At 70.5% G+C, this 12,750-nt stretch carries 11 protein-coding genes; 3 read left to right on the top strand and 8 right to left on the bottom strand.

Going from position 1 to position 12,750, the window contains the following annotated elements; all coding sequences use genetic code 11:
* Window positions 1-4: 4 nt before the first annotated feature.
* From ACZ5EF_RS07700 to ACZ5EF_RS07675, 6 genes are all read right to left on the bottom strand, one after another.
* Window positions 5-751 (bottom strand): 2-oxo acid dehydrogenase subunit E2, encoded by a 747-nt coding sequence (locus tag ACZ5EF_RS07700; RefSeq protein WP_346064011.1) that lies wholly within the window; start codon window positions 749-751, stop codon window positions 5-7.
* An 11-nt stretch (window positions 752-762) separates the two neighbouring features.
* Complete coding sequence (locus ACZ5EF_RS07695; protein WP_346064010.1) at window positions 763-999, bottom strand: lipoyl domain-containing protein; 237 nt, start codon at window positions 997-999, stop codon at window positions 763-765.
* 12 nt (window positions 1,000-1,011) lie between these two features.
* On the bottom strand, window positions 1,012-2,043 hold the full coding sequence (locus tag ACZ5EF_RS07690; protein WP_346064009.1) for an alpha-ketoacid dehydrogenase subunit beta: 1,032 nt from the start codon (window positions 2,041-2,043) through the stop codon (window positions 1,012-1,014).
* 164 nt (window positions 2,044-2,207) lie between these two features.
* Window positions 2,208-3,188, bottom strand: coding sequence for a thiamine pyrophosphate-dependent dehydrogenase E1 component subunit alpha (locus ACZ5EF_RS07685; RefSeq protein ID WP_346064008.1), 981 nt, complete (start codon window positions 3,186-3,188; stop codon window positions 2,208-2,210).
* A 14-nt stretch (window positions 3,189-3,202) separates the two neighbouring features.
* Window positions 3,203-4,783, bottom strand: a complete 1,581-nt coding sequence (locus tag ACZ5EF_RS07680; RefSeq protein ID WP_346064007.1) for a GMC family oxidoreductase — start codon at window positions 4,781-4,783, stop codon at window positions 3,203-3,205.
* Window positions 4,784-4,795: 12 nt separating this feature from the next.
* A complete protein-coding gene (locus ACZ5EF_RS07675; protein ID WP_346064006.1) occupies window positions 4,796-5,305 on the bottom strand; it encodes a twin-arginine translocation signal domain-containing protein in 510 nt (169 codons plus the stop codon).
* 299 nt (window positions 5,306-5,604) lie between these two features.
* On the opposite strand from ACZ5EF_RS07675, the gene ACZ5EF_RS07670 reads away from it, so the two are divergent.
* The gene (locus tag ACZ5EF_RS07670; RefSeq protein ID WP_346064005.1) at window positions 5,605-7,611 is read left to right on the top strand and encodes a sigma-54-dependent Fis family transcriptional regulator; all 2,007 of its coding nucleotides are present in this window, start codon (window positions 5,605-5,607) and stop codon (window positions 7,609-7,611) included.
* A 19-nt stretch (window positions 7,612-7,630) separates the two neighbouring features.
* Here ACZ5EF_RS07670 and ACZ5EF_RS07665 read toward each other — a convergent pair whose 3' ends face one another.
* Together ACZ5EF_RS07665 and ACZ5EF_RS07660 are read right to left on the bottom strand one after the other, a co-directional pair.
* Window positions 7,631-8,218: a peroxidase-related enzyme gene (locus ACZ5EF_RS07665; RefSeq protein ID WP_346064004.1), complete on the bottom strand. Its 588-nt coding sequence runs from the start codon at window positions 8,216-8,218 to the stop codon at window positions 7,631-7,633.
* 50 nt (window positions 8,219-8,268) lie between these two features.
* Complete coding sequence (locus ACZ5EF_RS07660; protein WP_346064003.1) at window positions 8,269-9,735, bottom strand: pyridoxal-phosphate dependent enzyme; 1,467 nt, start codon at window positions 9,733-9,735, stop codon at window positions 8,269-8,271.
* 149 nt (window positions 9,736-9,884) lie between these two features.
* Here ACZ5EF_RS07660 and ACZ5EF_RS07655 point away from each other — a divergent pair, with 149 nt between their 5' ends.
* Both ACZ5EF_RS07655 and ACZ5EF_RS07650 read left to right on the top strand, forming a co-directional pair.
* Window positions 9,885-12,122: a BTAD domain-containing putative transcriptional regulator gene (locus ACZ5EF_RS07655; RefSeq protein ID WP_346064002.1), complete on the top strand. Its 2,238-nt coding sequence runs from the start codon at window positions 9,885-9,887 to the stop codon at window positions 12,120-12,122.
* Window positions 12,119-12,667: a nickel-binding protein gene (locus ACZ5EF_RS07650; protein WP_346064001.1), complete on the top strand. Its 549-nt coding sequence runs from the start codon at window positions 12,119-12,121 to the stop codon at window positions 12,665-12,667. Before ACZ5EF_RS07655 ends, ACZ5EF_RS07650 begins: the two co-directional genes overlap by 4 nt.
* Window positions 12,668-12,750 lie beyond the last annotated feature (83 nt).

Genomic DNA, 12,750 nt, shown 5'->3' with positions numbered 1-12,750 from the left:
CGCATCAGAGTTCAGGGTCGAAGGCATCGCCGGCCAGCCCCTCGATACGCTCGCAGAGGGCATCGAGGAAGGCCGCCGCCGGCGCCCCGTTGACGGCGCGATGGTCGAAGGTCAGCGACAGGCCGATCACCTCCACGGCGCGCCAGCCGTCCGAGTCTGGCACGGCCCGGGACTCCACACCACCGATGCCGAGGATCGCCACCTGGGGCAGGTTGAGCAGCGGCGTGAAGTGGTGCACCCGGGAACGCCCCAGGTTGGATACCGTGAAGGTCGCGCCGGTCAGCGCCTTGACCCCGAGCCTGCCGCTGCGTGCCTGCTCGATCAGCGCCCGGCGCGCCCTGGGCAACTCGCCCAGGCGCAGGGCCTGGGCATCGAAGAGCGCCGGAGCCACCAGCAGGTCATCGGGCAGCGGAATCGCCAGCCCCAGATGCACCGCGGCATGCCGGGTGATGCAGTTCTCCTCCAGGGTGGCATTGAGGGCCGGGAAATCGGCCAGGGTCTGGACGATCAGACGCAGCAGCAGGTCCTGTAGCGAGGGCACGGCGAGCCCCCGCACCCGGCAATGACTCCGCAACGCCTGCAAGGCATCCAGGCGGGCGCTGGCGTGATGGGTCAACTGGGCCGACTGCTGCAGGCTCTGCAGCATCTTCGAGGCGATCATGCCGCGCATGCCGCGCAGCTTGATCGGTGCCGTGGCGCCATCCGCCCCCTCGGGGGCGGGCACTTGGGTTTCTGGGGTCTCCAATCGCATCTCCAGCCTCCTTAGGCTTCCAGGGTGGCGATCAGGCTACCCTTGCTCACCACCTCGTCCTCTTCCTTGGCGATGCTGAGTCGCCCGGCGTGCGGCGCCTCGATCTCGTACTGGGCCTTCTCCACCATCACCTCGGCGACCAGGTCGCCCTGGGCGACCTCGGCCCCGTCATTGACCAGCCAGGCGGTGATCACGCCTTCGGTCTCGCCCTCCCAGAGGTCCGCGGGTACGGTAATGTCAGTCGTCATAGGGGTCTCTCCTCAGTTGTCGGTCAGCATTTGATGAAAGGCGGCGACGATCTTGTCGGCATTGGGCAGCGCCCACTGCTCCATGGTCGGCGCGAAGGGAATGGGAATATCCGGGTAGGCCACCCGCATGGGGGCGGCGCGCAGGCGGCAGCCCGGGTGCTCGGCGACGCTGGCGATGATCTCGCCGCTGACCCCATAGCTGTGGTAGTCCTCGTCCACCACGATCAGTCGCCCGGTCTTGGCTACCGACTCGCGCAGCGTCTCGCGATCCAGCGGCACCAGGCTACGCAGATCGATCACCTCGGCGGAGAAGCCCTCCTCCTCCAGGGCCCGGGCGGCGCGCAGGCAGTGATGCACGCCGGCGCCGAGGCTGACCAGGGTCAGATCCTGCCCCTCCCGGGTCACCGCGGCCTTGCCGATCTCCAGGGTGTAGGGCTGCTCGGGCACCGCCACGGTGGCGCCCTTCTCGGTACCTAGCCAGCCCATCCCCTGCAGCGCCTTGTGGTACATGAACACCACCGGGTTATCGTCGCGAATCGCCGCGGTCATCAGCCCCTTGGCGTCGTAGGCGTTGCTCGGCACCACCACCTTCATGCCCGGCAGGTGGGCGAAGGTACCGTAGAGGCACTGGGAGTGCTGGCCGGCATCCGAGTAGCCGCCGCCGGTGGAGGTCATCAGCACCATGGGCACCGGGACCTTGCCGCCGGAGAAGTAGGTATTCTTGGCCATCAGGTTGTAGATGGCGTCCATGCAGACGCCGAAGAAGTCGACGAACATCAGCTCGACGATGGGACGCATGCCGTCGGAGGCGGCCCCCACCGCGGCGCCGATAAAGGCGGTCTCGGAGATCGGCGTATCGCGCACCCGCTCCGCCCCGAACTCCTCAAAGAGGCCGCGGGTATTACCGAAGACCCCGCCCAGGGGCCCCACGTCCTCGCCCATCACGAAGACCCGCGGGTCGATGCGCATCTCCTGGGCGGTGGCCTCGGCCATGGCCCGGGCCATGGTCAGCTTGCGGCTGGCGCTCTTGGTCGCAGTAGTCATGATCGTTTCTCCTGGTAATTAGGAAGCGCTGAACAAATCGGCGAGCGGAATAAAGCGCAAGGCGCACGGAGCACAGGAACCGGAGCCTATGCGGTACTAGGTGAGGATTCCGAGCACCGCGCAACGCAGCGATTTGCCCGCGCAGACATTTGTGCTGTGCTTCCTCAGACGAAGACGGTTTCCAGCGCCTGCTCGGGCGGCAGGAAGTCGCTCTGCTGGGCGAAGCGGATGGCCGTCTCGACCCGCTCATGGGCCTCGGCCACCAGGGCGGCATCCCCCGCCTCGTCGAGCACCCCGGCCGCGAGCAGGGCCGCGCGATAGCGGGGAATGGGATCGGTGAGCCCCGCCTTCTCGCCCTCGGGTCGGTAGTCCTCGCCGTCGCCCATGAAGTGACCGGCGAGGCGCACCGTCTCGATCTCGATCAGGCTAGGGCCCAGGCCCTCCCGAGCCCGGGCGATGGCCTCGCCCGCCGCGGCATAGACGCCCTCCACGTCGTTGTCGGCCACGTGATGCCCGGGCATGCCATAGGCTTCGGCGCGGGTGGCATTGCGCGGCACGGCGGTGGAGGCCTGCTTGGCCACCGAGATACCCCAGGCGTTGTCCTCGATCACGAAGACCACCGGCAGTTGCCACACCGCCGCCAGATTCAGCGCCTCGTGGAAGGCGCCCTGGTTGGCCGCGCCTTCGCCGATAAAGGCCACCGCCACCCCGGGCTTGCCCTGCATCTGGCGGGAGAGCGCCGCCCCCACCGCCGGGCCCAGGCCCTCACCGATGATCCCCGAGCAGGAGAAATTCACCGCGCCGTCGAAGAGGTGCATATGGCCGCCGCGACCACCGGCGAGCCCGGTGGCCTTGCCGAAGATCTCGGCGACCATGGCGTCCAGGTCGACCCCCTTGGCCACGGCGATATGGTGGGGACGGTGGGTGGCGGTGACGATATCGTCCGCCGTGAGATGGGCGCAGACCCCCACGGCACAGGGCTCCTGGCCGTTGGAGAGGTGCATCTCCCCGGGGATGGGGCCCTTGGCCATGTTGAAGACCGGGGTCTTGCCTTCCATATAGAGCGCTTCGATGCGCTCCTCCAGGTAGCGGCTAAGCACCATATGGCGGTACATCCAGCGCCGCAGATCGACTGTGGGTTGCATAGGGCGTCCTCCTGTCAGAGCTCGCCGCGCGTCATGCGCTCGGCGATATGGTCGGCCTGGCGCAGCGCCAGGGCGACGATGGTCAGGGTGGGGTTCTCGGCGCCACTCGAGGTGAACTGGCTGCCGTCGGAAACGAAGAGGTTGTCGATATCGTGGGTCTGCCCGAAGCCGTTCACCACGCCGTCGGCGGGGCGCGCGCTCATGCGGTTGGTGCCCACGTTGTGGCTGGTGGGAAAGTCCGGCACATCGAAGACCCGCACCGCCTCCACCGCCTCGTAGCAACGCCGCGCCTGCTGCTGGCCATGGCGGCGCAGGGCCTCGTCGTTGGGGTGGTCGCCCTTGTAGACGATGGGCACCGGCAGCCCGTACTGGTCGCGGCGGCTGTCATGCAGGCGAATGCCGTTCTCCTCCATGGGCAGGTCCTCGCCGCAGATCCACACCCCGGAGAGGTGGTCGTACTTCTCGAGGATGCCGGCATAGTCGCGGCCCCAGCCCCCCTGCCCCGGGTCCATGAACTTGGCGAAGAAGGGAATGCCCAGCGACATCACCTCCAGGGTGTAGCCGCCGACGAAGCCCCGGGAGCGGTCGAGTCCGGCCTCGTCGGAGATGATTCCGGCGAAGGTGGTACCGCGATGCATGTTCACGGGCTTGGGCATCTCGGCGAAGACGCAGGCGGTGGCATGGGTCATGTAGTTGCGCCCCACCTGGCCGGAGGAGTTGGCCAGGCCATCCGGGAAGAGCGACGAGTGGGAGTTGAGCAGCAGTCGCGGCGACTCGATGGAGTTGCCGGCCACGCAGACCGCCCGCGCCCGCTGACGCTGCAGGCTGCCGTCGCCGTCGGCATAGACCACGGCGTTGACCCGCCCAGCGTCGTTATGCTCGATGCGAAGCGCCATGGCGTTGGGGCGTACCTCGCAGAGGCCGGTGGCCTCGGCGCGAGGAATATCGGTGTACATCGTCGACCACTTGGCGCCGAAGCGGCAGCCCTGCATGCAGAACCCCGCCTGCATGCAGGAGGCCCGACCATCGTAGGGGCGCGTATTGATGGCCATGGGACCGGCGCGCAGCTGCCGGTAGCCGATGCGGCTGGCGCCCTCGGCCAGCACCTTGAAGTTGTTGTTCCAGTCGTGAAGCGGCATCCCGGAGGATTCGCCGGTCACCCCCATATGGCGCTCGGCCTGGACGTAATAGGGCTCGAGCTCGGCGTAGGAGATCGGCCAGTCCAGCAGGTTGGCGCCGGGAAGGTCTCCCACCTCGCTGTGCATGCGGAATTCATGGGGCTGGAAACGCAGCGAGACCCCGGCCCAGTGGATGGTGCTGCCGCCCACCCCCTTGACGATCCAGGCAGGCAGGTTGGGGAAGGTCTCGGTGAGCTGACGCGGGCCGGCGGTGATCCGTTCGTCGAGCCAGGAGAGCTTCTCGAACATCGCCCACTCGTCGTTCTCGATCTCCTCCATGGCGTGGCGCCGGCCGGCCTCCAGCACCACGCTCTTGATGCCTTTCCTGGCCAGGGCATGGGCCAGGGTGCCGCCCCCGGCGCCGGAGCCGATGATCACCACCACCCCATCGTCGTCATGCGAAAAGCGCGTACTCATAGCATCTCTCCCTTACAGCCAGTCGATCACCAGGTCGTTGTAGCCGCGGTTCAGGTAGCCGCCCTGTTCCCAGGAGGAGCCCTGATAGCCGAAGTGGGGCTCCCACAGCTCGGGGGTGTTGTAGAGCCCCACCACCAGGGCGCCCCGCACCGCCTGGAAGAAGTCGCTGGGCTGGATCTCGCGCAGCAGCGCCTCGCGTTCGGCCACACCCTCGATCTCGCCGTAATCTCGGTCGTGGGCGGCCCGGGCACGCCGGTCGAGGTCCTCGAGGCCGGCGGCGATCTCGTCGCGCCGCGCTTCCAGCAAGGGCGTCAGCGGCGCCAGGTAATAGCGATCCTCGATCGACTCGTGGGGATAGATATCGCGACCCAGGCGCAGCAGGCGCCGGGCCAGTTCGGGCTCGGCCTGGGCCCAGCGCGGCCACAGGCCGGTGGCGCCCAGCGCCAGGCCGCCGGCGGCCAGGGCCCCGGTCAGGGAGAGGAAACGGCGACGGCTCAGCGTCACCCGGGGAGAAGCGGTCATGGCGTGACTCCTCGTCTTGTTATTGGCAGGTCCACCGATCCGGCGGCCACGCCCATGGCATGGCAGCTTTCGTGCCAACCCGGCGCAGAAGAGGAGCAACCAATTGAAAGCCAAGAGAAATACAGGGAGAGAAATAACCCGAAGGGCCGCCCAAGGCGTAACGCCGAGGCGAACGGGCGTGACAGCTGTCCCGGCGCCGCCCGTTACAGGTGTAACGGCGCTCGACCAAGGTCGTATCTCGACCAGGGGGACCGCCCCTTACCTTGAAGACATAACAACGACACCCCCAGAGGCACGTCATGACCGCCAGCCTGAGCCAACGCCAGCATGTCGAGACCATTCTCGAGTCCCTGCATCGCCCCGGGGCCCAGGGAGAAGCGGCCATTATCGAGCGCTCCTGGCGGCGCTGCATCGACCGCTACGGCCTCGACCCGGCCCGCCCCACCCCGGCCCGCTACGTGCCCGGCGCCACCCTGCGCGAGCATCAGGACCAGGCCGACGACCTGCTCCAGGTGGCCCGCGCCGGGGTCGAACAGCTCTATCGCCAGGTGGCGCCGCTGGGCTATGTGGTGCTGCTCACCGATGCCCGGGGCATCGCCGTGCAGTTCCTCGGCGCCCAGGCCGACCAGCGCGAACATCAGCGCACCGGCCTCTTTCTCGGTGCCGACTGGAGCGAGGCCCACGCTGGCACCTGCGCGGTGGGCACCTGCATCCACGAGCGCACGGCGCTGACCTGCCACCACAGCGATCACTTCAGCGCCCACCATATCCGCCTGACCTGCACGGCGGCGCCGATCTTCGACCCCCATGGCCGCCTGCTGGCGGTACTCGATATCTCCGCCTACCAATCACCGGTCACCAAGGACTCCCAGACCTTCGCCCTGCAACTGGTGAAAACCACCGCCAAGATGATCGAAGATGCCTACTTCCTGCAGCGCTATGGCGACCACGCCATCGTCTGCCTGGATCGCTCCCGGGAGTTCGTGCAGATCAATCGCCGTTACCTGCTGGCCATCGAGGAGGACGGCAGCCTGGTGGCGGCCAATACCGCCGGGCGCAAGCTGCTGCGCCATCACGAGCTGCCGCTGCCCGAAGGCGGCGAGGCCCGCCCCTTCAAGGCCTGGAATATCCAGGACCTGCTCGATGCCCGGGTGGACGAGGTGCTGGCCATTCCCCGGCATAGCGACGATCGGGTCCAGGCCTTCCATACCCGCCGCCACCGGGAGATCCACTTCGCCACCCTGATCGAGCCGCCGCGCCGTTCGGCCGGCGGCGCTGCGCCGGCCCGGGACAGCAGCCTGGCCCCCCTGGAGGCCCTGGCCGACGACGATCCCAGCATGCGCGACACCCTGACCCGGGCCGCCCGGCTGCGTAACGAGCCGATCAATATCCTGGTGATGGGCGAGACCGGCACCGGCAAGGAGCGCATGGCCCGGGCCCTGCACGACTCGAGCCGGCGCCGCGACCAACCCTTCGTGGCCATCAACTGCGCCGCAATGCCGGAGTCGCTGATCGAGAGCGAGCTCTTCGGTCACGAGGCCGGCAGCTTCACCGGCGCCCGCAGCCAGGGCATGAAGGGGCTGATCGCCCAGGCCGATGGCGGCACCCTCTTCCTCGACGAGATCGGCGACATGCCGTTGCAGCTACAGACCCGGCTACTGCGGGTGCTGGCCGAGCAGGAGGTGCTGCCCATCGGCGCCAGCCGCCCCATCAAGGTCGACCTGCGGGTCATCGCCGCCACCCACCGGGACCTGCGCGAGCTGATCGCCGCCGGGCGCTTCCGGGAGGACCTCTACTATCGCCTGAACGGCGCCAGCCTGCGCCTGCCGCCGCTGCGCGAGCGAGCCGACAAGGGCTACCTGATCCGCCAGATCTTCGCCGAGCTCAACCGCGAGCGCGGCGGCCGGGCGCGGCTGCGCGGCGACGCCATCAGCGCCCTGCTCGCCTACCCCTGGCCCGGCAATATCCGCGAACTGCACAACGCCCTGCGTTACGCCCTGGCCACCGGCGACGGCGAGGAGGTGGTGGTCGGCGACCTGCCGGAGGAGTGCCTCCACGGCCAGCTGGCGCATCCCGGCGCCAGGCGGCCCACTCCAGCCATCGGCGAGGGCGGCGCCAGCCAACCGGCGGCTCCGGCCCCGCGTCCGCTGGAGCAGGACCTGCTCTACCGGGCGCTGTGTCGCCAGCAGTGGAATATCAGCGCCGTGGCCCGGGAGTTGGGCCTGTCACGCCCCACCATCTACCGGCGCATGAGGCGCCTGGGCATCGTGCCGCCCAACCAGCAGAACCCGCCGACGCAGAGCTGAACCCAGGCCTAGAACCTCCTCAAGCCTCACTGGCAATGGGCCGCCCCACGCTAAGCGACTCGATCAGCTCGGCGGGGAAGTCGCGGAAGGCGGCATCCGCCTGGACGCCCAGGCCATCGAGAATCCGGGTGAAGAAGGCCCGCGCCGCCACCACGGCGACGATATCGAAGATCTCGTCGTCGCCGAGGCCGTGCTCCCGCAAGGCGGCGATATCCTCGGCGGTGACCGCCTGGGCCCGGCGGGCCACCTTGGCGGCGAAGGCCATCATGGCCCGCTCCGCCTCGCTCAGGCCCGCCTCCTCGCCCCTCGCCACCGCCAGGGCCGCCGCCCTGCCCAGCAGCCCCGAGAGCGCCTGGGCATGGGCCAGGGCGCAGTAGGTATTGCCCAGGGCCCGGGCGGCGGCCAGGGTCACCAGCTCGAAGCGGCGCGGCGCCATCGGACGGCGAATGGTCGCCTGCAGGGCCGCCCAGCGGCTCATCACCTCGGGCCGGTGACTGAACACCCGGGCATAGTTGGGCAGGAAGCCATAATGGGCCCGCTGGCGGCGGTACATGGCCGCCACCTCCTCCGGGGCCTGATCGGGGGCGATGGTCTCGAGATAGCTCATGGTCGATTCTCCCGGTGTCGTGTGGATAGAAATGCCGAGGAAAGGGGCGCTTAGGCCGTGGCGGGGCGCGGATGCAGCCAGGCCGGCAGCAGGCGCTCCGGGTCGATCTCGGCCCCGGCATCGTAGGCGACGCCACAGGCGGTAAGCCGCGCGCCCAGGCGGCCGTCGCGCCAGGCCGCGAACAGCTCGCCGCAGCCGCCGAGCCACTCGCCGCCGATGGCGATCTGCGGAATGGTGGGAGCCCCGGTGCGCCGGGCCAGCACCGGGCGCAGCCGCACGCCCAGGTCATCCTCCCGGCAGGCGGGCCCATCCAGGTCGACGCTCAAGACCTCGATACCCAGCCCCTCGAAGAGCCGGCGCGCCGCCCAGCAGAACTCGCACCAGGCCAGGGCGAACATCACCACCGGCGCCTCGGCCAGGCGCTCGTCGACGAAGCGTTCCGCCTCGCGATCCCCCGCGACCACGGGCTCGGCCGGCGGCGCCACCGCGGGGCGATCGAAGCGATAGCCCGGGGTGGAGCGCGACAGGGCCAGCTCTTCCTCGTTCATCTCCTCCTCGATGCCCGCGAACAGCAGCGTGGACTGATAACGCTCGCCGGTATCCGGCAGCATGCAGACGATATGGCTGCCGGGGGGCGCGCGGCGCGCCACCGCCAGGGCCGCGGCCAGGGTGGCACCGCCGGAGATGCCAGCGAAGATGCCCTCCCTGCGGGCCAGGTCGCGGGCCAGCCGCAGCGCCGCCTCGCCGGCCACCGGCACCACCTCGTCGACCAGGCCATCGCTCACCGCCTGCTGGGTCAGCGCCGAAATAAAGTCGGGGCTCCAGCCCTGCATCAGGTGGGGACGGAAGCGCGGGTGGCTCGACCCGGGCGACTGGGCCTCCCCGCTGCCCAGCAGCGGCGCATTGTCCGGCTCGGCGACCACCACCCGGATGCGCGGATCGGCGGCCTTGAGGGTGCGGGCCACGCCCTTGAGGGTACCGCCGGTGCCGAAGCCGGTGACCCAGGCGTAGAGCGGCTCGTCGGCGAAGTCGTCGAGGAGCTCCCGGGCCGTGGTGCGGCTGTGCACCTCGGCGTTGGCCTCGTTCTCGAACTGCCGGCACAGGAAGTAGCCGTGGGCCTCGGCCAGCTCGATCGCCTTGGCCAGCATGCCGCTGCCCTTCTCGGCGGCCGGAGTCAGCACCACCCGCGCGCCCAAAAAGCGCAGCAGGCGGCGCCGCTCCAGGCTGAAGCTCTCGGCCATGGTCACCACCAGCGGGTAGCCCTTGCGGGCACATACCATGGCCAGGCCGATGCCGGTGTTGCCGCTGGTGGCCTCGATCACCGTCTGGCCGGGGCGCAGCGCGCCGCTGCGCTCGGCGGCCTCGATCACCGCCAGCGCCATGCGGTCCTTCACCGAGCCCATGGGGTTGAAGGCCTCCACCTTCACGTGCAGGTTGATATCCGGCGGCGCGAGCCGTGTGAGGCGCACCAGCGGGGTGCGGCCGATGGTCTCCAGGATGCTGGCGTAGCGGGTCATGGCGGGTCTCCTCGACGGGGTCATGCCCAGAGCCTGGCCGCCGGCCGGGGAAGCGGGCGTGGTAGCCAGCGTGGTTTTTGTCGCCTGCGGCGTGGAAGCCGCCACCGAAGCCCCCGTATACTTTTACAGTTATCCCACCGGAGCGTGATATGAAGGCGCTGACCCTCAATCTGCTCGGCGAGCTCGAAGTGATTCGGGACGGCCAGGTATTGCCGCTGCCCCCCTCGAAGAAGACCCGCGCCCTGCTCGCCTATCTCGCCCTGCAGCGCCGCGCCTTGAGCCGCGAGCACCTCTGTGCCCTGCTCTGGGAGCTGCCCGACGACCCGCGGGGCTCGCTGCGCTGGAGCCTCTCCAAGCTGCGCCGCCTGGTGGATACGCCGGGCCGGACGCGCCTCAAGGCCGACCGCCTGGGGGTGGAGCTCGACACCACGGCGATGGAGATCGACGTGGTCAACCTGCACGCCCTGCATGCCCGGGGCCTGGAGCGCGTGGACAGCGCCGAGCTCGAGGCCGCCGCCGCCCGCTATCGCGGCCCCTTCCTGGAGGGGCTGGAACTCGACAATTTCCACGACTTCCACGGCTGGTGCCTGGCCGAGCGGGAAGCAGCCATGCGCGCCCAGGCGGCGCTGCTGGCGGCCCTGGTCGAGCGCCTGAGCGAGACGCCCGAGCGTGCCCTGCCCCAGGCCCACGCCTGGGTGCGCCTGGCCCCCTTCGACGAGGCGGCACGGGCCCATCTGGTCCGACTGTTGCTGGCCCTGCACCGCCCCCGGGAGGCGGAACAGCAGCTGCAACTGGGCATGCGATTGATTCGTGAGGCGGGGCTGCCGAGCAGCGGCGAGCTGCTGCGGGCCTGGCGGGCCCCCCGGCACGCCGCCACCCCGCCGGCCGAGGCATCGCCTCACGCGCCCCCCGAAGCGGCTTCGGCCCCGCAGGGGGACACCCTGGAGGTGCTGCGCTGGGCGGCCCTGCTCGCCCCCGACCTCGACCCGGCGACCCTGGGCCGGGTCGCGGGGCTCGAGACCAACCGCCTCGGCGCCGCCCTGGAGGTGGCCGAGCAGCGTCGGTGGCTGACCACCACCGAGGAGGGGCTGCGCTTCACCCGCCCCGAGCTGGCCGAGGAACTCTACGCCGCCATATCCCCCGCACGGCGCCAGGCGATGCACCGGCGCCTCGCCGAGTGGCTGGCCGAGGCGCCCCTCTACGATCTCGACCAGGCCACCCAGCTCGTCCACCATGCCCAGGCCAGCGGCGACGCCGAGCTGGCCACCCGGGCGATGATCACCGCCGGGCGGCTCTGCCTGCGCCTGTTCGCCAATCAGCAGGCCCAGCACTTCGCCCAGCGGGGCCTGGCCCTGGCCGGCGAGATCGCCGGCACCCGGGGCGACTGCCTGGCCCTGGAGCTCCACGATATCCTCTACTGCGCCGCGCCCCTGGCGGACTGGGAGGCCCGCGCCGGCGAGGTGGTGGCCCTGGCCGAGCGGGCCCTGGAGCACGGCGCCCTGGCCCATGCGCGGCTCGGCTACCAGCTGGCCAGCCATATCCGCTGGGCTCATGGCCAGTGGTCGGGGGCCCACCAGGAGGCCCTGCAAGCCGAGCGGGTGACCCGCTGCGCCGACGACCGCGAGCAGGTCATCGCCATGGCCGAGACGGCGCGCTGCCTGGCCATGCTCGAGCGCGACCTGGAGCAGGCCGCGGCGATGCTGGCCCAGGCCCGCGACCTGGCCGCCCGGCGCCACCTCCACCACCCCGCCCTGCCCCTGGCCGAAGGGTTGCTCTGCCTCCACGCCGATCGCTTCGACGCCGCCGAGGCGCACTTCAATGACGCTCGCACCCTGTGCAAGGCCAGCGGCGACCGCCTGGGGGAATTCCAGGCCCAGGAGTCCCTGCTGCTGATCGACCTGGAGCGCGACGACCATGCCCGGGCCCGGCAGCGCTGCGGTGAGCTCTGCGATCTCGGCGAGCGCCTGCGCGACGGCAGCGAGGCGCCCTTCGCCGCCGCCGCCGAGGCGCTGTGCCGCTATGCCCTGGAAGACGACGCCGGTCCCTTCGGCGTCGCCCTGGTGCCCCTGCGCCACGCCGATGCCCGCCACCGCCTGGCGGTGCTGCTGCTCCAGGCGGCGCGCCTCGACCTGGCCCGGGGGCGCCTCGAGACGGCCGCCGCTCGGGCCGCCGAGGCCCTCGAGCATGCCCGGGTCCTGGAGCGCCCCACCGAGCAGCTGCTGGCCCTTAGCCTGCTGGCCGAGGCGGCGCACCGAGCCGGCGATAGGGAAGCCGGGCAACGGCATGCCCAGGCGGCCGAAGCACTGATCCAGGGGCCGGTGGCCGGCTGGGCCCGACGCCGCTACCGGGCGCTGCGCGGCGCCCCGGCCGCGGAGGGCGAGGCATGATCGATGTCTTCCTGGAACGGCGCTTCGTCCAGCCCATCGAATCGGAGCGGGTCACCTCGCTGACCCTCGCCGCCCAGGGCTGCTTTGACCTGCACCGCATCGCCTGGCAGGCGAGCCTGCTGGCCCGGGACGGCCGCCGCCTGCTCTGCCACTTCCAGGCCCCGGACCTGGAATCGGCGCGCCACGGCCTGCGCCGGGCCGGGGCCGACATCAGTACGCTATGGGGCGGCACCCTGCACGATGCCCCGGGCCTCGAGGCCGCGGAGCTGGCGGCGGCCAATGTGGTGGTGGAGCGTCGCTTCGCCGCCCCGGTGAGCGTGGCGGCGATCCAGGCCCTGGAGGATGCCGGGGCCGCCTGCCTGCAGGCTCACCGGGTGCGCTTCCTGCGCACCCTCTGCGCCCTCGACCGCCGGCGCATGCACTGCCTCTATCACGCCCCGGACGCCGAGTCGGTGCGCCTGGCCCAGCACCAGGCCGGCATGCCGGTGACACGGGTCTGGGCCTGTCGGCGCATCGTACCGCCCGCTTCCACGCCGGCGCCCTGAAATACCACGACCGCTCCCACGCTGGGTCCCACGTGGCATGGCCAAGCTCCTCCCTGACCCGCTCGGCCGGGTCATATAACGAC

It is taken from the genome of Bisbaumannia salifodinae, assembly GCF_055388505.1.
The sequence above is the reverse complement of the archived record's forward strand: the minus strand, read 5'-3'. Positions and strand labels throughout refer to the sequence as shown.

Excerpts from the sequence above, each read along its gene's own strand:
- ACZ5EF_RS07700 (WP_346064011.1), bottom strand. The coding sequence starts at position 751 with ATGCGATTGGAGACCCCAGAAACCCAAGTGCCCGCCCCCGAGGGGGCG.
- ACZ5EF_RS07695 (WP_346064010.1), bottom strand. The coding sequence starts at position 999 with ATGACGACTGACATTACCGTACCCGCGGACCTCTGGGAGGGCGAGACC.
- ACZ5EF_RS07690 (WP_346064009.1), bottom strand. The coding sequence starts at position 2,043 with ATGACTACTGCGACCAAGAGCGCCAGCCGCAAGCTGACCATGGCCCGG.
- ACZ5EF_RS07685 (WP_346064008.1), bottom strand. The coding sequence starts at position 3,188 with ATGCAACCCACAGTCGATCTGCGGCGCTGGATGTACCGCCATATGGTG.
- ACZ5EF_RS07680 (WP_346064007.1), bottom strand. The coding sequence starts at position 4,783 with ATGAGTACGCGCTTTTCGCATGACGACGATGGGGTGGTGGTGATCATC.
- ACZ5EF_RS07675 (WP_346064006.1), bottom strand. The coding sequence starts at position 5,305 with ATGACCGCTTCTCCCCGGGTGACGCTGAGCCGTCGCCGTTTCCTCTCC.
- ACZ5EF_RS07670 (WP_346064005.1), top strand. The coding sequence starts at position 5,605 with ATGACCGCCAGCCTGAGCCAACGCCAGCATGTCGAGACCATTCTCGAG.
- ACZ5EF_RS07665 (WP_346064004.1), bottom strand. The coding sequence starts at position 8,218 with ATGAGCTATCTCGAGACCATCGCCCCCGATCAGGCCCCGGAGGAGGTG.
- ACZ5EF_RS07660 (WP_346064003.1), bottom strand. The coding sequence starts at position 9,735 with ATGACCCGCTACGCCAGCATCCTGGAGACCATCGGCCGCACCCCGCTG.
- ACZ5EF_RS07655 (WP_346064002.1), top strand. The coding sequence starts at position 9,885 with ATGAAGGCGCTGACCCTCAATCTGCTCGGCGAGCTCGAAGTGATTCGG.
- ACZ5EF_RS07650 (WP_346064001.1), top strand. The coding sequence starts at position 12,119 with ATGATCGATGTCTTCCTGGAACGGCGCTTCGTCCAGCCCATCGAATCG.